This window comes from Exiguobacterium sp. s43 (genome assembly GCF_018617255.1).
In the GTDB taxonomy this organism is placed as follows: domain Bacteria; phylum Bacillota; class Bacilli; order Exiguobacteriales; family Exiguobacteriaceae; genus Exiguobacterium; species Exiguobacterium profundum.
Genome location: NZ_JACSJT010000001.1, coordinates 53,514 through 72,609, shown reverse-complemented (window position 1 = coordinate 72,609; position 19,096 = coordinate 53,514). Strand labels below are relative to the sequence as shown.

The window sequence follows — 19,096 nt, the reverse complement described above, 5'->3', positions numbered from 1 at the left end:
TCCTGTTTGCAATGTGGAGATTAGGGAACCGTTTATTAATGCTACATAATTTTTTTGAAAGGGGACATCTATGAAGGATTCTAAACAAAAGCCACGTTTGAATCGCGTCTTTTACATCTCAGCAAGTTTGATCGCCTTACTCGTTCTATTCGGAGCCATTGCCCCAACATCATTCGCTTCAATCGCAGGATCTATTTTTAACTTTACAACTCGCTCGTTCGGTTGGTTCTATTTACTTTCCGTATTCTTGTTTGTGCTCTTTTTAGTCTTTTTAGCGTTCAGTAAATACGGAAAAATCCGTCTCGGGAAGGATGACGATCGCCCTCAATATCCGTTCTTTACTTGGATCGGCATGTTATTTTCCGCGGGATTCGGTGTCGGACTCGTCTTTTGGGGTGTTGCCGAGCCGATGAGTCATTTCTTTACGCCACCTTATACGGATACGGAGGCATTGACGGTCGAAGGGGCACGCCTCGCGATGGCCTATTCGTTCTTCCATTGGGGTGTCAGTCAATGGTCTGTCTTTGCGATTGTCGGACTGATCATCGCCTATTTCCAGTTTCGTCGTAATGCGGACGGGCTCATCTCGACTAGCCTCTCACCACTTATAAAAGAACGACCGTACAAACAACCGTTGAACCAGACGATTGATATTTTAGCGGTCATTGCCACCGTCATGGGTGTCGCGACGTCGCTTGGTTTAGGTGTTCTTCAAATCAATGGCGGACTGAACAGCGTGTTCGGGCTCCCGAACACCGCTTGGATGCAAGTCGCCATCATCGTCGTCTTGACCGCTCTCTTTTTAACATCGACGACGACAGGGCTCGATCGTGGCATCAAGTGGTTGAGTAACATCAACTTAGGTACCGCACTCGTGTTGATGGTCTTCGTCTTCTTTGCCGGTCCTACCATTTTCATTTTAGAAACATTGACGCTCGGTCTAGGTGACTACTTACAAAATTTCATTCGCTATAGTCTTCGTCTACAACCGTATCAACAGGGGACGTGGGTCCGGGATTGGACAATCTTTTATTGGGCATGGGCCATCGCCTGGTCCCCATTTGTCGGAGCGTTCGTCGCACGTGTCTCACGAGGACGTACCATTCGTGAATTCATCGTCGGTGTCCTCATCGTTCCTCCGTTCATTGCGCTCCTTTGGATTGCCGTATTCGGGGGCACTGCCCTACATCTAGATTTATTCGAAGGGACTTCCATCGCTGAAGCCGTCAATACGGACGTGACGAGCGCATTGTTCGTGACGTTTGCCGAGCTCCCGTTCAGTTTCATCCTGTCCGTCTTGTCGATTCTCTTGATTTTGACGTTCTTGATCACGTCGGCCGATTCTGCCACCTACATCATCAGTAGTATGACGACGAACGGTAGCTTGAATCCGCCCCTCCCCGTTCGAATCGCTTGGGGAGTTCTGTTAGGAGGAATCGCTGCCGTCTTGTTGATTGCGAGTGGCTTAGAAGGACTTCAAACTGCGTCGTTGATTTCCGCCTTGCCCTTCACGATTATTCTGCTCTTGATGGTATTCACATTATTTAAGTTACTCCGACAAGAGAACGTACGAAAAATAAAATAAGCTGTATTTTTAAACGCTCGGGAAGATCCTTGAGCGTTTTTTAGTTTGACTCGCCGACATCTCGTTGTTTGTTGACTTCCTTATGTCCGATTGCTACGATTTTGACAACGTATAAGCTTTAAAGGGGGATTATGGGGAGATGAACGATTTCACACGTGCTTACGCACAACAACTAGACAAACAAGACCCGCTCGCATCATATCGGGAAGAATTTTACTTACCGGAAGACGGGATTTATATGGATGGGAATTCACTCGGGCTCTTATCGAAACGAGCCGAGCGTACGCTCCTTGAATCGCTCGCGGACTGGAGAGAGCTCGGGATCGATGGTTGGATGTCCGGTCGCCATCCTTGGTTCAACTTGTCCGAAGAGCTGGCTGCATTGAACGCGCCGCTCATCGGTGGAAAGTCGGAAGAAGTAATGGTCACCGGTTCGACGACCGTGAACTTGCATCAACTTGTCGCTTCGTTTTTCAAACCAGAAGGCAAACGAACGAAGATTTTGGCAGACGCCCTCACGTTCCCGTCTGATATTTACGCCTTGAAGAGTCAGCTCGAACTTCGTGGACTCGACCCATCAGAGCACCTCGTCCAAGTCAACAGTCCGGATGGGCGCTTCTTAGCAGAAGACGACTTGATTGCCGCGATGACTGACGAAATCGCCCTCATCGTATTACCGACCGTCCTCTATCGGAGTGGTCAGATTTTAGATATGCCTCGTCTAACGAAAGCGGCACACAAGCGTGGAATTTTGATCGGCTTCGATGCCTGTCACTCCGTCGGCGCCATCCCTCATGACTTCCACGACTGGGGTGTCGACTTCGCATACTGGTGCAACTATAAACATTTGAACGGGGGTCCGGGAACGGTCGGGGGCTTATTCGTTCATGAACGTCACTTCGGCACGACACCTGGACTCGCCGGATGGTTCGGTTCGCGCAAAGATAAACAGTTCGATATGGACCATACGATGACACCGGCCGAACATGCCGGTGCGTTCCAAATCGGAACACCACACGTTATGAGTCTTGCTCCTCAACTTGGCGCGCTTGAGATGTTCAACGAGGTCGGGATGGAAGCGATTCGTCAAAAATCACTCGCGCTCACGACGTATATGATGGATTTGATCGAAGAGATGCTCGCACCTCACGGATTCTTCATCGGTAGCCCGACGGACACACGACAGCGCGGCGCTCATTTGAGCCTCGAGCATCCCGAAGCGGCACGCATCTGTAAAGCGTTGAAGAAACATCACATCGTCCCTGACTTCCGCGCACCGAATATCATCCGTCTCGCACCGGTCGCACTATATAATACGTTTACCGACGTATATGACGTGATCGTGACGTTGAAGAAAATCATGGACGACAAAGAATATGAGGCGTTCGAGAACGTCCGCGAAGTGGTCGCATAAGGGGGAACTGTCATGAGTGAACGCACAGAACATAAAGTAGAAAAATCGATTCAAACGGATTTCTCAAAAGACATGTCGTACGGGGACTATCTCCAACTCGACCCGATTTTATCAAGTCAACATCGCCTTTCTGACCATCATGATGAGATGCTGTTCATCATCATCCATCAGACGAGCGAGTTGTGGATGAAACTCATTTTGCATGAATTGACAGCAGCCACGACGGCCATCACGAACGGCGAACTCGAACGTTCGTTCAAGATGCTCGCCCGCGTCTCGAAGATTCAGCAACAACTCATCCAGTCATGGGGCGTTCTCGCGACGTTAACGCCGGCCGAGTATTTAGAGTTCCGAGATCAACTCGGCTCTTCATCTGGTTTTCAATCTTACCAGAACCGACAAATCGAATTCGCGCTCGGCTTCAAAAACGCACGGACGCTCAGTGTTTACGCGCACGATAAAAAACTGTATCCATTGCTCGAAGGCTCGCTACAAGCTCCTAGTATTTACGATGTGACCGTCCGCGAAATGCATCGCCGCGGTTTTCCGATTGATGCGAGTGTACTCGAACGTGATGTCACTCAGGACTGGGAATGGAATGAAAGTGTCGAGAAGGCATGGGTCGAGGTCTATCGAGACGTCGACACGTATTGGGACTTATATGAGCTCGGTGAAAAGCTACTCGATATCGGTAGCCAGCAACAGATGTGGCGCTTTAACCATATGAGCACCGTGGAACGCATTATCGGACAGAAGATGGGAACAGGTGGTTCGTCTGGCGTGAACTATTTACGTCGTGTGCTCGACCATCGCTTCTTCCCAGAACTGTGGACGGTCCGGACATCACTATAAGAGGAGCTGAACAAAATGACTTGGATTGATGTATCACAGCCACTTCATGCCGATGTTGCGACATGGCCGGGAGATACAAAATTTTCGTATGAAATCGCGTGGCCGATGGCAGAGAGTGGTTCGGTCAATGTCGGGAAGATGACATTGAGTTTACATCTCGGGACCCACATCGATGCACCGTTTCATTTTGACGACCATGGGAAGCGCGTGATCGACCTCGATCCGTCTGTATATATCGGACCAGCCCGTGTGATTCATCTACCGCATAAGGCAAAGATTGAAGCATCTGATTTGGATGGTCATGATTTGACTGGGGTGGAACGCCTCATCTTAAAAACGGATGGTTGGCCCGATAAGAGCGTCTTCCCCGAGACAATCCCTGAACTGACACCCGCTCTTGCCGATCGTCTCGGGGAACTTGGAATCTTCTTGATCGGACTCGACTTACCGTCCGTTGATGCGATTGACAGTAAAGAGATGAGCGGCCATCACGCGTTAGCACGAAATGGTGTGCATATCCTAGAAGGACTCGTTTTAGACAATATCTTACCGGGAGATTACGATTTGAATGCCGTCCCTCTCCCAATCGTCGAAGGGGATGGAAGTCCCGTTCGCGCATTGCTTCGCCCTATATTGTAAAGAGATAGCCGGAATCGGCTGTCTCTTTTTTGATTAGACAGGGATAGTCCGACGTTTGGCGAAATAGATGAGAAACTCTATTTGAAGAGAGGACATTCGATGAAGATTCTATTATTATCTGGCGGTGATGGAAAAAGACTATGGCCACTTTCGAACAATTCGAATGCCAAACAATTCATTCGTTTATTGCCTAGCAGAGGTGGAACGAAACAATCAATGCTTGAAAGAGTTTATAATCAACTAAAAACACAAGATTTAGACACTAACGCTTTCATTATCACAAATGTTCAGCAAAAAGATTGTGTCATTCATCAAGTTGGTACAGATACTAATATCATTTCCGAACCAACTCGTCGTGATACATTTCCCGCTATCGTTCTCGGGGCAAGCTATTTAAACGAGCAACATGTGCCTCTGGATGAAACGGTACTTGTGATGCCGGTCGATGCTTACGTCGACCTCCGCTTCTTTGAATATTTCCCTCAAGTCGATGAAGCAGTCCAAGCGAACGATGATGCTTTGCATCTAATTGGGGTCACACCCCTTCATCCGACATCAAAATACGGATATATCGTTCCAGACGAGACGGCCCAAATGTCCTCGGTTCGCCTATTTCAGGAAAAACCGACCGTCGATGTAGCAGAACAGTTGATTGGACAAGGTGCCCTTTGGAACTGTGGAATCTTTGCTTGCAAGTTACATCTGTTACTTGATGAACTAGCAGAACGAAACTTACCGACAACTTATTCAGACCTCACTTCACGCTATGACGAATTAGAAAAGACTTCGTTTGACTATGCCGTTGTCGAACATGCAGAGTCGGTATTCGTTCACCGCTACGATGGCGATTGGAAAGACTTAGGAACATGGAACACATTGACTGAAGAAATGACGTCCACAACTCACGGTCAAGTCGAACTGTTCGAATCGACGAACACGCATGTGATCAATGAATTGAACCTTCCTTTGATTGGGATTGGGCTAGAAGACCTTGTCGTCGCCGTCAACGCGGATGGAATTCTCGTCTCGAAGAAAGAGGCGACCCCGCAGCTGAAAGATTATCTCGCCTCATCCGACGACTATCCAAAATTCAAATGGAAGCGATGGGGGCAGTCGGAAGTCATCCATCATGAGACACTCGCCGATGGGCATCACAGTGTGACACGTCGCATGCTCGTTCAAGCAGGGAAAGAACTCAGTTACCATTATCATGAAGAGACCGATGCAATTTGGACGATTCTCCAAGGCACAGCAATCGTGACGATTGATGGAGAATCATTTGAGGTAAGACCGACCAATGCCATCTCAATTCAACGCGGAAAAGCACATATGTTAAAAGCAAGCGAAACCGTCATTTTAATAGAAGTGCAGTACTCTTTAAAATATATGAACAACGATACACAATTTCTCATTTCCCCATATAAATAAAAATGACCTCACGAGCTCTACCCGAAATCAAGGCATCGTGAGGTTTCTTCTTACTTATTTGATTAATTCGAGTTCGACCGGAATGTTTTCCTCCACTGTTTCACCTTTCAGATGATTGATTGCCGCTTCTACACCCAACTTCCCAATCTCAGCGGGCTTTTGTGCAACCGTAGCTGCCATCGTCCCACCTTCGACCGCTTTGACGGCATCGTCTGTCGCATCGAATCCGATGACTTTCACGTCACTCATTCCAGCCGCTTCGAGTGCTTGAACGGCACCGAGTGCCATCTCATCGTTATGTGCGAATACAGCGACGATGTCTTTATTGTCCTGTAAGATGTTCTCCATGACCGTCAATCCTTCTGCACGGTCAAAGTTTGCCGATTGTTTTGCCACGACTTCCAATTTCCCATCGATCGCTTCGTTGAATCCTTGTCCGCGGTCACGTGTCGCAGACGCTCCTGGAATCCCCTCGAGCTCGACGACTTTTTGCCCTTCGCCTACGAGTTCGACCATGTAGTCACCCGCCAACTGTCCACCTGCGACGTTATCTGATGCCACGTGGGCGACGACGTCCCCTGTTTCAGCGTTACGGTCTACCGTGATGACGGGAATGCCCGCATCGTTTGCTGCCTGTACTGCCGCGCCGACCGCTTCTGAATCCGTCGGGTTGATGAGAATCAAATCCATCCCCTTTTGAATCATATCTTCGACGTCATTCACTTGCTTCGCCGCGTCGTTTTGCGCATCCGCTACCGTCAACGTCGCATCCATTTCGTTCGCCTGTTCTTCTGCGCCTTCTTTCAGTGCGACGAAGAACGGGTTATTCAATGTTGAGATCGATAAGCCGATTTCATAATCGCCATCTTTCGTTTCCGTTTCAGACGATGACCCCGGTTGTTCAGTCGAGCAAGCTGCCATCAGTACCATTGTCAGTGCGAGTAGCCAAGCTGTCCATTTTTTCATGTTCCGTTTTCCCCTTTCGCGTGTTACGCGTTTTGTCGACGATCAAGCAATACTGCAAACAATATAACTGCACCTTTTACGACGAGTTGGAAGAATGATGATACGCCAAGAAGGTTCAATCCGTTATTTAATGTTCCGATGATCAACGCCCCAATCAACGTCCCGACAATCCAGCCGCGACCACCCGCAAGACTCGTTCCCCCGAGAACGACCGCTGCGATGGCATCGAGTTCATACGATGTTCCTGCTGTAGGTTGTGCGGAATTGAGACGTGACGTCAAGATGATGCCAGCGAGTGCCGCAAGCATACCGGATAGCGAATAAATCATGATTTTGACTTTATTGACGCCAATCCCCATCAATTTAGCCGCTTCTTCATTCCCACCAATCGCATACGTATGACGACCAAATGTCGTCTTCTTCAAGATGAAGTAAAGGACACCGAATGCGAGTAGCATCGTCAATGCCGGCACCGGAATGATCCAGAAATAACCACGTCCGAGCATCTCAAACCAACCGGAATTCCCGAGACCTGTAATCGGTCTTCCGTCCGTATAGACGAGCGTCAATCCCCGATAAATGGTCATCGTAGCCAATGTCGCGATGAACGGTGCCACTTTTCCGTACGTGATGACCGCCCCGTTGAACGCTCCGAGAACGGCACCTGCAATCAAGCCGAGTGCAACGGCCATAACCGCATGTTGACCGTCCACCATCATGCCTGCCACCAGTGCAGAAGCGAGCGCCAAAATCGAACCGACCGATAAATCGATGCCCCCTGTCAAGATGACAAACGTCATCCCGAAGGCAATCAAGGCATTGATCGACACTTGGCGGAGTACGTTAAAGATATTATTTAATGATAAAAATCCTGGTTCGAGCGCCGTCACGACGACGACGATGACGAGTAGACCGAACAGCGGTCCTAATTTTTGTCCCCATCCGAGTCGACCCGGGCGCTTCAGCGAAGTTGTTGCTTTCAATTCCATATCATTGCCCTCCTGTCGCATACGTCATTACTTTTTCTTGTGTCGCCTCTTCTTTCGTGAGCGTTCCGGTTACGACACCTTCCCGCATGACGACGATCCGATCACTCATCCCAAGCACTTCCGGTAAATCAGAAGAGACCATGATGATGGCGACACCTGATTCCGCGAGATCACTCATGATATTGTAAATCTCTTTCTTAGCACCGACGTCGACGCCTCGGGTTGGTTCATCCAAAATCAAGACGTCCGGTTCGACACCTAACCATTTACCGAGCACAACCTTCTGTTGATTCCCACCAGACAGCGACTTCACTTTTTGTTCCATCGAATGATGTTTGACCCGCAATTTTTGTAAGTATGTCTCGGCGAACGTCTCCTCCTGTTGCTTCGAGATGACCGATCCTTTTGCTCGTTTATCAAGTGTCGGGAGCGACAGGTTTTCTCTTAGCGAGAAATCGAGGAGTAAGCCCTCTCCTTTTCGGTCCTCTGTCAAAAACGCGATACCGTGCTTGATGGCGTCGGCTGGGGTCTTGATTCGAATCGGTTTCCCATTCAGTTTAATGACTCCCCCTTTGTGGGTGTCTGCTCCGAATAGCGCACGCATCACCTCGGTACGCCCCGCTCCCATCAATCCAGAAAACCCAACGATTTCTCCGGCACGAACGTTGAACGATACGTTGTGGAACCGGTTACCTATTAAATCATCAACCTCGATCACGACGTCCCCAAGTGTAGCGGTACGCGTCGGATAGCGTTCTCCAATCTCGCGACCGACCATATCGCGCACCGTTTCCTCAAATGAGGTGTCTTGAATCATGCGAGTCGAAATGGATTGTCCATCCCGAAGTACCGTGATCCGATCACATAAGTCAAAAATTTCTTCCATTCGGTGTGAGATATAGATGATGGACACACCTTGATCACGTAAGGCCCGTGACACTGCGAAGAGTGCCTGGATTTCACGATCCGTCAAGGCGGCCGTCGGTTCATCCATGACGATGACCTTCGCATCCGTCATGAGCGCCTTGGCAATCTCAATCATCTGTTGCTGACCGACCGACAAATTGCGCGCCACTTCATCGACATCCATGAACACGTTCAATTCAGCCAAGTATTCTCGGGCACGTCTGGTCATTTCCTGCTGTTTGACCATCCCGAACGGTCCCGTCAGTTCTCGACCTAAAAACAGATTTTCTGTCACCGTCATCTCCGGTAAGATATTGAGCTCCTGATGGATGAAGGCGATGCCTTCTTGCTCCGCTTCTTTTGGGTGCTTGAATTGACGTTTCGCGCCGTCGATGAGAATCTCGCCTTCATCCTGTGCATACAGACCGGTCATCACCTTCATCAATGTCGACTTCCCGGCCCCGTTCTCGCCCATAAGGGCATGAATCTCTCCAGGCAACAGTTCGAAATCGACTCCTTTTAAGACGGAGACTGGCCCGAATGACTTATGGATGCCTTTCAACTGAATATGCATCGAATCCCCCCTTAAAAAATGACCCCGGCATGTAAGATGACGTTTGCGTAAGGTGTCGCTTCCCCAGTTCGAATGACCACTTTCGCTTTTGCGACCTCCCGTTTGAAGTCTTCATGCGAACACATGTCGATGCTCGTGTACCGTTCTTTCAGTGAATCCGCAATCGTCGAGTTGTGTGTGAGGATTTCCTCAGCAATCGTGATGCGCTCTACGACCAAATCTGATTCGACGACATCGAGCACCTCAAGAAAGGAAGGTTCCCCGATGCGGAGACTAAGATCGACCCGCTTGACCCCGTCTGGAATCGGTAGCCCACAATCGGCGATGACGACGCGATCCGTATGCCCGAGGTCGGCAAAGATTTTTGCTAAATGACTATTCAAAATTCCTTGTTTTTTCATCACACGCGCTCCAATCGTTGTTGTACATCTTGTCGTGTCGGCATACCACCTTGTGCACCGAAGCCTTCGACACTCATGCCGGATGCGACTACGGCAAACCGTACGGCCGTCTCCAAATCGTCTTGTTCGATGAGGGAGACAGCAAGTGCACCGTTGAACGTGTCACCTGCTCCTGTTGTGTCGACGACGTTTGCTCGGATGGCTGGCACATGACGGACGTCTCGTCCGTCATGGAATCGAACGCCATGGACGCCTTCCGTGACGAGTAACTTGTTCGGATAACGTTTGAGAACATCATCTACGGACATTCCGTTGAATAAGTCACGGCATTCATGTTCGTTCGGCGTTAAATACGTGACGTCCTCAATCACTTCTGGTGGAAGCGGTTGAGACGGTGCCGGATTGAGTAGCACCGGAATCCCTTTCTCTTTACAGTAAGCGGTCACTTGTTTTACCGTCTCGATTGGAATTTCGAGTTGCAGGAGCACGAACGCCTGCTCGTCGAGAAAATGTTCGAGCTCCTCATCCGTGAAAACGACTCGTTTGTTCGCCGATTGGACGACGACAATCGAATTATCCCCTTCTGCTACTACGATATGGGCCGTACCCGTCACTTCCTCCGGTATGATCTGAACATGCGTGACATCGACATCGTGTCGTTTGAAGTTTTCAACAACCTGTTGACCGAACGGATCACTTCCCACGCAACCGACCATCTGAACAGTGCCGCCTAATTTGGAGGCAGCGACCGCTTGGTTCGCACCTTTTCCCCCTGGAACGGTGCGGAACGACTCACCGATGACCGTTTCTCCGGCTTGTGGCCGTTTGTCGGATGTGACGACAAGATCCATCGATATACTGCCAATGACAACAATGCGTTTCATTCTTTATCTCTCCTTCCGCTTTGTCGTGTGTCTTTCAAGTAACGTGACCGGTAATAACATCTCTTTCGGTCGCGTGTCTTTTTTCTCAATCAAATCGAGCAATCGTTCTGTCGCCACTCGCCCCATCTCATAGATAGGCTGGACGATGGTCGTCAGCGGCGGAGACGTCATCTCGCCTAATTCGATCCCGTCATATCCGATGACCTGTAGCTCTTCTGGGACACGAATGTCTCGACGGACTGCTTCCTGTAATACGGCGGCTGCAATCACATCGTTCGCTGCGAAAATGCCATCGAATGGCCAAGCATGGTCGAACAGCTCTTGGGACGCTTTCAAGGCGTCTTTGAACGTGAACGTGGACTCGGTCATCCCGACGAGCTTCTCTCCCGCTACTTCGACAAATCCTTCGGTTCGGCGTTTGACCGTTTTGAGATGATCCGGTCCGGCAATGTGTGCCAGTCGTGTCGCACCACGTTGTAACAGCGTGTCGGCCGCCAACTTTCCACCCTCATATCCATCTGATACAACGGCGTCGATCCCCGCTTTTACGATTCGGTCTAGTGCGACCATCGGTAAATCCAACGTCTCATAATTCGGATTGTGCGAATGATTTGTTGTAATAATCAGGCCATCGACGTGCATCGTTTGCAAGGCGACTAAATACGTCTGTTCTTTTTCAAGTTGTTCATCCGTGTTACATAAGACGACTTGATACCCATGTTGATTGGCGACATCCTCAATCGCCCGAGCCAGCTGTGGAAAGAACGGGTTCGTGATATCTGGCATGATAAGTCCAATCAAATTCGACGATTTTTTATAGAGCGAACGAGCAACTCGGTTCGGCGCGTAATTCAGTTCCGCAATCGCCTTTTCGACCGCTTCTTTCGCCTCTTCGCTCACATATCCGCTTTTATTCATAACGCGTGATACGGTCGCCACTGAGACGTTCGCATGTTTTGCTACTTGTTTGATGGTCGCCATTTGACATCCTCCGTTCTGGAAACGCTTACAAAACCATCTTAATGTGTAACCGGTTACATATCAAGAGATTTTTATGATTTCATGAAAAAACACATTGAAATCGTGCTTCAATGTGTAGAGAACGTAGGATTTAGTTGAACATAGACGAGACATTCTACCGTTCGTCCATCGAGCCGGGTCAATTCCTGTTGTTTTGTAAACGCATAAGTGAATCCAGACTTTTCAACGACGCGTCGCGATTGGTCATTGAAGCTGAAGTAGCCGCACCAAATCCGCTCTAACCCTAACGCTTCGAACCCAAATCGAATCATCGCCTGAACGGCTTCCGGCGCGTAACCATTCCCCCAATTGTCTGGACTGAGCACATAACCAATCTCACGCTGTGCCTCATGTTGAATCGAAGGGTCTGGTCTTCGGTCGTGTAACCCGATGCTACCGATTACTTGCCCAGTCTCTTTCAAGACGATGGCCCATACATCTGCTTCCTCGATAAACAGTTGAATGACGTCCCTTGTTTCTTCAATCGATTCATGGGGTGCCCAACCAGCCATCGGTCCGACTCGTTCATCTTTTGCATAATGATACATATCTTCTGCGTCTTTTAACGAAAATGCCCGTAAAATCAATCGTTCTGTCTCTAGAGTGATCATATCAACCCGTCCTTTTCCTTCAAGTTGTTTCCTCCACCGACCTAATGGGAAACGTTAGGCGAGGAGGAATGAACATGCCATTTGATTATGACTTAAACTTCGATGAAATCGACTTCCGACAACAACCCGAATTGTATCGGGTCGGGCGTGGCGAACAAGGCGTACTACTCGTCGAACCGTATAAAAGTGAGATTTTGCCACATTGGCGATTCAAGACGCCCGAGATTGCGAAGCAATCTGCCGAAGAAATTATGGAATTGTTTGAAGCGTATCGCGCGAATGACGATTTCGTCGGGATGGACATGGCCCGAAAGTTCATCCAAATGGGCTACACGCGGGCCCGACGCTATGCCAATTATAAAGGCGGTCGTAAATATAAAGAAGACGGTGACCTCCATGAGCGCGAAATCGACGAAGAGAAGGCAGAGTCTGCTCGCATCTTCAAAACGTATTGGGATCAACTTCGTGCCGATGAGGATTATTTACGACGTAAAAAGGCACATCAAAAACAATATGGTTAATCGCGCACCATCACTTTAAACGGGGTACCATTCCGCTCGAATGATGTGATGGTGCGAAATCCGACCGTATCGTATAGATGAATCGCTCGTTCGTTAAAAGCGGCGACGGTCAAACGAAGCGGTTTGCCCCGTTCCATCGCTCTCTCCATGACGTACGTCACAAACAATCGGCCATGTCCTTTCCCCGTCATATCGGGTCGCATCCCCAACCCGATATCCGTAAATTCTAAACAATACGGATATGTCGAATTGGGCACTTGAGCCGGGGAACCGATGCAATAAAATCCAATCAGCTCATGCTCCTCTACAATCACCTGATACGTCATCAACTCGGCGATTCCCTCTTCAGAAGGCGATTGATTATAGAAGTCATAAGGAGCTTCATAGGTCCATTCTTGAATTTGACATGCCCATTCACGCGTCATCGGTCGGTGATGCATTCGTCTTCCCTCCGTACTCTTTTCACGATTTCTATGTAAAAAAGATGAGGTTGCCCTCATCCTTATTTTCGAGTCCATTCTGCCGTCATCGCTACGTCTGCTGCATGCATGAGATTATGAATTGGACAACGTGCCTCGACAGCCTTCCTTAATGCTTCGATTCGCTCATCCGATTCGGTCGTATCCAATACGATTTTCATATGTGTCGACTCAAAGTAAGTTCGGACACCTTCCATCCCTTGGAATCCTCGAGGATCGAGCGTCCCTTCTGTTACAAACTCGACCCCTTCATACTCAAAGTTCAAATCCTGGGCGGCATAGGCAATCATGATGGTCGTACAGGACGACTGGGCACCGAGAAGATACTCGAGTGGATTCGGTCCCTTGTTCGTCCCACCGAGTCGTTCTGGCTCATCCACGATAAATGGGGTGTGATCGCCTACACGCACAGTCGTCTTAACGCCTCCGGCTTCTCCTTCGGCGCGCATCGTTACTAATGGTCTTTCTGACATGTTGCATCCTCCTCTCCATAATCAAACACTACTATTTTCCCTTTATTTCGGACCATGTAACGCCTCGTCATAGATGGCGTAATCATTTTTTCCATCTTGCTTGATCTGATACATCGCCTGATCCGCTTTATGGATCAACGTGTCTAAATTTGTTCCTTGGTCGGGAGCATGACTGACCCCAATACTCGCACGGATTGGAATCGTCACATCGGACGTGTGGTAAGGGTTTTGATTTAACGTCATCTGAAGTTCGTGAATAAATGCAAGCACTTCCGATTCTGTTAAATCCACTAAATAAATATAAAACTCATCCCCGCCAACACGAGAGGCCAAGCCAACGTCTCGTGTCGACGCTTCCAGCAATCCACCCAAATGAGTTAAGAAATAATCTCCAATCTGGTGACCGTACGTATCATTGACTGCTTTAAAACCGTCCAGATCAATAATCAATAAAGACAGCATCGAGGAACTAAGCAACGCCTGGTCTGCGCGTTCATAAAATGCACGTCGGTTCGCCAGCTTCGTCAGTGGGTCATGATAGGCAAAGAATCGGATTGTTTGCTCGGCCTCTTTAAACGAGTGGACATCCCGAATGATAATCATCCCGTGAATCGTGCGGTCGATATCGACAAAATCACCATCGATGACGACGTAAAGCTCTTGCCCAGACTTTGTCATAATCTTCGTTTCAAACTCTATAAACTTTTTACGTGTCCGAAAATGTTGGCTGTAGTGTTCCATCCACTCTGCTTTTTTCTTTTCTGGCAACAAATCGATAAACCGTTCATTCACGACACGGACAGTATGAAATAGCGTGCGTGCGGCCGGATTCGCACTTTCCACCCTCCCATCCGGGTCAATCAACAAGATGGCGGATGGATTTAAATTATAAAGTGTCCCATATCGTTTTACATAAGAGGTTAAGAAGTCTAAACGATTCATCGCAACGACCAATGCTACCGCCCAAACAAGCCCCCCATACATGTATGAATAGGGTGGGATCAACCCACGAAATTGAAAGTAGCCGAATACAATATCCCATATTAGTACGGCATTTGCAGTCCAAAAAAGCATGCGCAATACGCGTTGGTGTTCTCTTCGTTCCGCACGCTTCAATGCATAAAAAATGAGACCAATAATCAATAGATGAAAAATGTTTCCGACGGTCAACGTAGTTAAATACGATGAGTTGAACTCAGGATAAATCCAAATGCCTACTTGTTCAAACTGTTGACTGTTGATGATATTCTCCTGACGGACATACGTCAACACAACAGGAATCAATGGTAAATAGACGATCCATGGATACAACCACTTCGGTGCCTTTGCGCCGACGCCTGTGATACTTAATATGAAATGAACAGAGAAGATAAAAATGAAAATCCCAGCGTTCCCAAACCAATAGGCAATGAGTGCCGGACTGTATTCAATCGGTGATAGATGGCGGACAAATTCAGCCAAGAAGAGCATCGAATAACCGAACACAAACAGGCTCAGCAAACGATGCTCGACTTTATTCGGATTTCGTTGAAAGACATCGAGTGCTAAAAAGCCGAGTAAAAATGACGGCAACAAATAGACCGCCAGATAAATGAACATCTCGGTCATGCGGAACCTCCTCACCTGTTCGTATTCTTCTATTTCGTTATCCTGCGTTCTTTTCCCTCTTTAACGCAACAAAAAACGGGATGGTTTTCTCATCCCGTTTTTGATGTCACACACTTATAGCGTTTCTTCGATTGGGGTATCCCCTTTGATCAAATCAATTGCTTTGTTCTGCACGTTTGAATGGTTATGAAGGACATGCACCAAGAATGATGCGACGTCTTCGCGTGGGATCTCTCCACTTCCCTCGAATTTCGTGTTCACTTTGCCCGTTCCCGCATCATCTGTCAATGCACCCGGACGAACAATCGTGTACGTGAGTCCACTCTGTTCGAGTAAACGATCTGCATGATGCTTCGCTACGTAGTACGGCTTCATCGAATCTGGCCAAGCTGAGCGATCCTCCGCTTTCAAGGCACTGACCATGACGAAGTGTTTGATGTTCCCGTTCGCTTGTGCTGCTTCGATACTCTTCGCTGCACCGTCTAGGTCGATCAAGAGTGTCTTGTCTGCTCCAGTACTTCCACCAGAACCTGCCGCGAATACGATAACATCCATTCCATCAATCGCTTTTTGCAAATCATCTACTGAACCTTCGAGGTCACCGAGTACCGCATTGTACCCTTTTGACTTAAAATCCTCGAGTTGTTTTTCTTTACGCACCATCGCCGTGACGTGATGCTTTCCTTCCTTGTGTAACTTCTCCACCAATTGATGGCCAATTTGACCGTTTGCACCGATTACAAATACGTTCATCTGTCTTCCTCCTCAAAAATGAATTCAGAGACAAGCGAAACGCCGGGTAGCCGTTGCTACATCCGGTGCAGAAGCAATGGCAGAAATGACGGCAACGCCGTCTGCCCCGTCACGAATGATTGAAGGCACATGCTCTGGACGAATACCTCCGATCCCCACAATCGGAAGCAGTGGATAGTGATGGCGAACTTGTTGAATCAGTTCCGTGCCACGCACATGTCCTGCATCCAGTTTACTTTGCGTCTCATGAATCGGACCAATGCCGACATAATCTGCAAATGGAAGAGCCGTTCTGACTTCCTCCATCGTATGGACAGACACCCCCAACCATTTATCTGGTCCTAGCCGTTCTCGAACCTGTTTGGCAGGTAAGTCGTCTTGTCCGACGTGAATGCCATCCGCGTCAATCGCGAGCGCCAAGTCGACGTCGTCGTTGATTATGAACGGAACACCCGTTTCTCGACACAGACGTTGGAGCGTCCTTGCCATCGCTTCTTTTTTATCTCCATACAATGCATCTTTACCTTTTTCGCGAAATTGAAAACATGTCACACCACATCGAAGTGCCGTTTTGACGGTCGCCACCAAATCGGACGCGTCCGTCGTTCCACACACAAAGTAAAGGCGAAGCTGCTTAGCGAGCGCTTGTTTCGTACAGAACGTCAACGGTAATCACCTCTTCTTTCGCTAAACGATGTCCCCAATGATTCGTCGGTCCATGCCCCTGTCCAATCGATAATCCATGTGCAATCGCCTGATGAATAAACTGCTTCGCATCTACGACGGCTTGGCGTAGTGTCTTCCCATACGCTAGTTCGGCCGTCAATGCGGCAGAGAACGTACATCCCGTCCCGTGCGTATCTTTCGTTTGGATTCTAGGCGCTTTTACACAGAACGCTTCAGTCTCGCTCATAATCAAATCAACGGCCTCCACATCATCCGTATGCCCACCTTTGATAATGACGGTATCGACACCAAGTGCTCGAATCGCCTGTGCGGCTTTCATGCGGTCTGCCTCGGTTCGAATTTCCATTCCTGCCAGCACTTCTGCTTCAGGAATATTTGGGGTCACGATGGTCGCCTGTGGTAGCAGCTTCGTGCGCAGTGCTTCGACTGCACTAACTTGCAACAAGGAAGCGCCACCTTTCGCCACCATGACCGGATCGACTACTACATGTTCGAAACGATATCGTTCGAGCCCCTTCGCTACCGCTTCAATTCGTTCAGCGTCCACCAACATCCCGGTTTTACAGGCGGTGATGTTAAAATCATCCGCTACCGCATCAATTTGTCGGATAATCATTTCCGTGGAAATCGCCTCGATTCCATGGACCCCAAGTGTGTTTTGAGCGGTAATCGCAGTCAACACGCTCGTCCCGAATACACCGAGTTCTTGAAACGTTTTAAGATCGGCTTGAATACCGGCCCCTCCTCCTGAGTCAGATCCTGCAATTGTCAACACTTGAGGTCTCATGATGTCGACACCTCAATTCGATTCGTCGGGATGGTATGCTGTGCCAATTGATGGAGCGCATTTAAAAAGTGAATCGGGAAGTCTCCCGGTCCTTCAGCCCGTTCACTCGCCAACTCACCGCAATAGGCGTAGCCTGACATGGCGGTCACCGTCGCTTTAAGGGTGTTCTTTTCGACTGCTAAGCAAGCCCCGACCACTGCACTGAGTAAACATCCCGTACCGGTCGTCTCGGTCATGCGTTTCGTCCCGCCATGTATTTCCATAACGACGTTCCCGTCACTTACCATATCTTCTTTTCCTGTCACGGCCACGACACATCCGTATCGTCTCGCTGCTTCAAGCGCCAATTGTCGAGGCTCGCATGCACCGTCACCAGCATCGACACCACGAGCCGCCCAATCGACGCCAATCAATGTCGCAATCTCTCCTGCATTCCCTCGAATGACCGATACACGAACATGACGCAAAATGCGTTCGACCACATCTCGTCGAAATGACGTCGCTCCGACACCGACCGGGTCGAGTATAATCGGGCATCCCGCTTCGTTCGCAGCCTGACCTGCGCGAATCATCGTCGCTTCCGTCATCGTTCCAAGTGTACCGATGTTAAGTACGAGCGCATCGCTCACGAATGTCATCTCCGCTACTTCTTCGATTGCATCCGCCATGACAGGAGAGGCGCCGATGGCGAGCAATCCATTCGCCGAAAAGTTCGCCACGACCGTGTTCGTGATATTGTGAATCAATGGCGCCTGCTGTCGAATCTCATTCCAAATCTCATGTCTCATTGGTTGACCTCCTGCGACAATGACCACGACTCAAGCGTCCAAGCCATTTCCCAAAAAGCGACTTCGTAATAGCAACTCTTCAAGAATAGTTTCGTATAGCGCACGCGCTCTTCTTCTGTCGCTTGACCAGCCAGTTCATCCAACCGATCAATTTGCTCTTCCACCAGCTCACGGAACCACTCCGAACCATACGTCGCAATCCAAGCTGAATAAATCGGATGATCAGGACGCTTGTCTTTAAGACGTTCTCCAATCTCGTAATACACCCAATAACACGGAAGGATTGACGCCAATACGTCCCCGAGAGTCGGTCCTGCCTGTTGCATATGAAGGGCATATGCATAAGCGGTCGGTGCTGGCTCAAATGTCGCCAATTCGACATCCGTCACGTTGAGCATCGTAAAGAACTCTCGATGAAGGGAGAGTTCCGCCTCAATCGTGTGTAGCGCATGCGTCAAAAAGCGGCTCGATAGTTCCATCGTCGGAGCGAGGGTTGCCCCTTTGGCCTGCACTTTTGAAAACTGATTCAAATAGTATGAGTCTTGCATGACGTAATGTCTGAATTTCTTCTCATCGAGCGTCCCTTCTCCGAGTGAACGAACAAATGGGTGATGAAAGCTTGCTTCAAACAATCCATCCGCCTCTTGACGTAAGTGATCTGTAAATTTCATAATAACTCCCCCTTATAAACTGATAAAAAAGACGCCGCCTCCCATAACGGAAGCGGCGTC

General features: G+C 48.9%; 21 protein-coding genes. 6 read left to right on the top strand and 15 right to left on the bottom strand.

What is annotated here, in order from left to right:
* The first annotated feature begins 70 nt into the window (after nucleotides 1-70).
* From KNO79_RS00475 to KNO79_RS00455, 5 genes are all read left to right on the top strand, one after another.
* Nucleotides 71-1,585 carry a glycine betaine uptake BCCT transporter gene (locus KNO79_RS00475; protein WP_214690377.1) on the top strand — a complete coding sequence of 505 codons (1,515 nt, stop codon included), beginning with the start codon at nucleotides 71-73 and terminating at the stop codon, nucleotides 1,583-1,585.
* 139 nt (nucleotides 1,586-1,724) lie between these two features.
* Nucleotides 1,725-2,999: a kynureninase gene (gene kynU, locus KNO79_RS00470; RefSeq protein WP_214690376.1), complete on the top strand. Its 1,275-nt coding sequence runs from the start codon at nucleotides 1,725-1,727 to the stop codon at nucleotides 2,997-2,999.
* 12 nt (nucleotides 3,000-3,011) lie between these two features.
* The gene (kynA, locus tag KNO79_RS00465) at nucleotides 3,012-3,851 is read left to right on the top strand and encodes a tryptophan 2,3-dioxygenase (protein ID WP_214690375.1); all 840 of its coding nucleotides are present in this window, start codon (nucleotides 3,012-3,014) and stop codon (nucleotides 3,849-3,851) included.
* Nucleotides 3,852-3,866: 15 nt separating this feature from the next.
* Nucleotides 3,867-4,490, top strand: a complete 624-nt coding sequence (kynB, locus tag KNO79_RS00460) for an arylformamidase (protein WP_159563083.1) — start codon at nucleotides 3,867-3,869, stop codon at nucleotides 4,488-4,490.
* A 99-nt stretch (nucleotides 4,491-4,589) separates the two neighbouring features.
* Nucleotides 4,590-5,918 (top strand): sugar phosphate nucleotidyltransferase, encoded by a 1,329-nt coding sequence (locus KNO79_RS00455; RefSeq protein WP_214690374.1) that lies wholly within the window; start codon nucleotides 4,590-4,592, stop codon nucleotides 5,916-5,918.
* Between the two features lie 54 nt (nucleotides 5,919-5,972).
* On the opposite strand, the gene rbsB is transcribed toward KNO79_RS00455, so the two are convergent.
* The 7 genes from rbsB to KNO79_RS00420 form a co-directional block, all read right to left on the bottom strand.
* Nucleotides 5,973-6,884: a ribose ABC transporter substrate-binding protein RbsB gene (rbsB, locus tag KNO79_RS00450; RefSeq protein WP_031421977.1), complete on the bottom strand. Its 912-nt coding sequence runs from the start codon at nucleotides 6,882-6,884 to the stop codon at nucleotides 5,973-5,975.
* A gap of 23 nt (nucleotides 6,885-6,907) precedes the next feature.
* Nucleotides 6,908-7,873, bottom strand: coding sequence for an ABC transporter permease subunit (locus KNO79_RS00445; RefSeq protein WP_159563085.1), 966 nt, complete (start codon nucleotides 7,871-7,873; stop codon nucleotides 6,908-6,910).
* A 1-nt stretch (nucleotide 7,874) separates the two neighbouring features.
* Nucleotides 7,875-9,353, bottom strand: a complete 1,479-nt coding sequence (locus KNO79_RS00440; RefSeq protein WP_214690373.1) for a sugar ABC transporter ATP-binding protein — start codon at nucleotides 9,351-9,353, stop codon at nucleotides 7,875-7,877.
* 11 nt (nucleotides 9,354-9,364) lie between these two features.
* On the bottom strand, nucleotides 9,365-9,754 hold the full coding sequence (rbsD, locus tag KNO79_RS00435; RefSeq protein ID WP_012727563.1) for a D-ribose pyranase: 390 nt from the start codon (nucleotides 9,752-9,754) through the stop codon (nucleotides 9,365-9,367).
* Entirely contained in the window at nucleotides 9,754-10,638 is an 885-nt protein-coding gene (gene rbsK, locus KNO79_RS00430) for a ribokinase (RefSeq protein WP_074035466.1), read from the bottom strand. Before rbsK ends, rbsD begins: the two co-directional genes overlap by 1 nt.
* A 3-nt stretch (nucleotides 10,639-10,641) precedes the next feature.
* Nucleotides 10,642-11,619: a LacI family DNA-binding transcriptional regulator gene (locus KNO79_RS00425; protein WP_159563088.1), complete on the bottom strand. Its 978-nt coding sequence runs from the start codon at nucleotides 11,617-11,619 to the stop codon at nucleotides 10,642-10,644.
* Between the two features lie 107 nt (nucleotides 11,620-11,726).
* Nucleotides 11,727-12,269 (bottom strand): GNAT family N-acetyltransferase, encoded by a 543-nt coding sequence (locus KNO79_RS00420; RefSeq protein WP_214690372.1) that lies wholly within the window; start codon nucleotides 12,267-12,269, stop codon nucleotides 11,727-11,729.
* A 74-nt stretch (nucleotides 12,270-12,343) separates the two neighbouring features.
* Here KNO79_RS00420 and KNO79_RS00415 point away from each other — a divergent pair, with 74 nt between their 5' ends.
* On the top strand, nucleotides 12,344-12,790 hold the full coding sequence (locus KNO79_RS00415; RefSeq protein ID WP_074035462.1) for a DUF4385 domain-containing protein: 447 nt from the start codon (nucleotides 12,344-12,346) through the stop codon (nucleotides 12,788-12,790).
* On the opposite strand, the gene KNO79_RS00410 is transcribed toward KNO79_RS00415, so the two are convergent.
* The 8 genes from KNO79_RS00410 to tenA all read right to left on the bottom strand — a co-directional run bounded on the left by KNO79_RS00410 (nucleotide 12,787) and on the right by tenA (nucleotide 19,036).
* Complete coding sequence (locus tag KNO79_RS00410; RefSeq protein ID WP_074035461.1) at nucleotides 12,787-13,230, bottom strand: GNAT family N-acetyltransferase; 444 nt, start codon at nucleotides 13,228-13,230, stop codon at nucleotides 12,787-12,789. The genes KNO79_RS00415 and KNO79_RS00410 overlap by 4 nt on opposite strands.
* Nucleotides 13,231-13,292: 62 nt before the next feature.
* A complete protein-coding gene (locus tag KNO79_RS00405; protein ID WP_074035459.1) occupies nucleotides 13,293-13,742 on the bottom strand; it encodes an OsmC family protein in 450 nt (149 codons plus the stop codon).
* Between the two features lie 42 nt (nucleotides 13,743-13,784).
* Nucleotides 13,785-15,350, bottom strand: coding sequence for a GGDEF domain-containing protein (locus tag KNO79_RS00400; protein WP_214690371.1), 1,566 nt, complete (start codon nucleotides 15,348-15,350; stop codon nucleotides 13,785-13,787).
* A gap of 114 nt (nucleotides 15,351-15,464) precedes the next feature.
* On the bottom strand, nucleotides 15,465-16,103 hold the full coding sequence (locus KNO79_RS00395; protein WP_159563092.1) for an SDR family oxidoreductase: 639 nt from the start codon (nucleotides 16,101-16,103) through the stop codon (nucleotides 15,465-15,467).
* A 24-nt stretch (nucleotides 16,104-16,127) separates the two neighbouring features.
* Nucleotides 16,128-16,769, bottom strand: coding sequence for a thiamine phosphate synthase (gene thiE, locus KNO79_RS00390; RefSeq protein ID WP_074035455.1), 642 nt, complete (start codon nucleotides 16,767-16,769; stop codon nucleotides 16,128-16,130).
* Nucleotides 16,738-17,577, bottom strand: coding sequence for a bifunctional hydroxymethylpyrimidine kinase/phosphomethylpyrimidine kinase (gene thiD, locus KNO79_RS00385; protein ID WP_214690370.1), 840 nt, complete (start codon nucleotides 17,575-17,577; stop codon nucleotides 16,738-16,740). Before thiD ends, thiE begins: the two co-directional genes overlap by 32 nt.
* A complete protein-coding gene (gene thiM / locus KNO79_RS00380) occupies nucleotides 17,574-18,365 on the bottom strand; it encodes a hydroxyethylthiazole kinase (RefSeq protein ID WP_078147811.1) in 792 nt (263 codons plus the stop codon). Before thiM ends, thiD begins: the two co-directional genes overlap by 4 nt.
* Complete coding sequence (gene tenA, locus KNO79_RS00375; protein ID WP_159563096.1) at nucleotides 18,362-19,036, bottom strand: thiaminase II; 675 nt, start codon at nucleotides 19,034-19,036, stop codon at nucleotides 18,362-18,364. The genes thiM and tenA overlap by 4 nt, the downstream gene beginning before the upstream one ends.
* Between the last annotated feature and the right edge of the window lie 60 nt (nucleotides 19,037-19,096).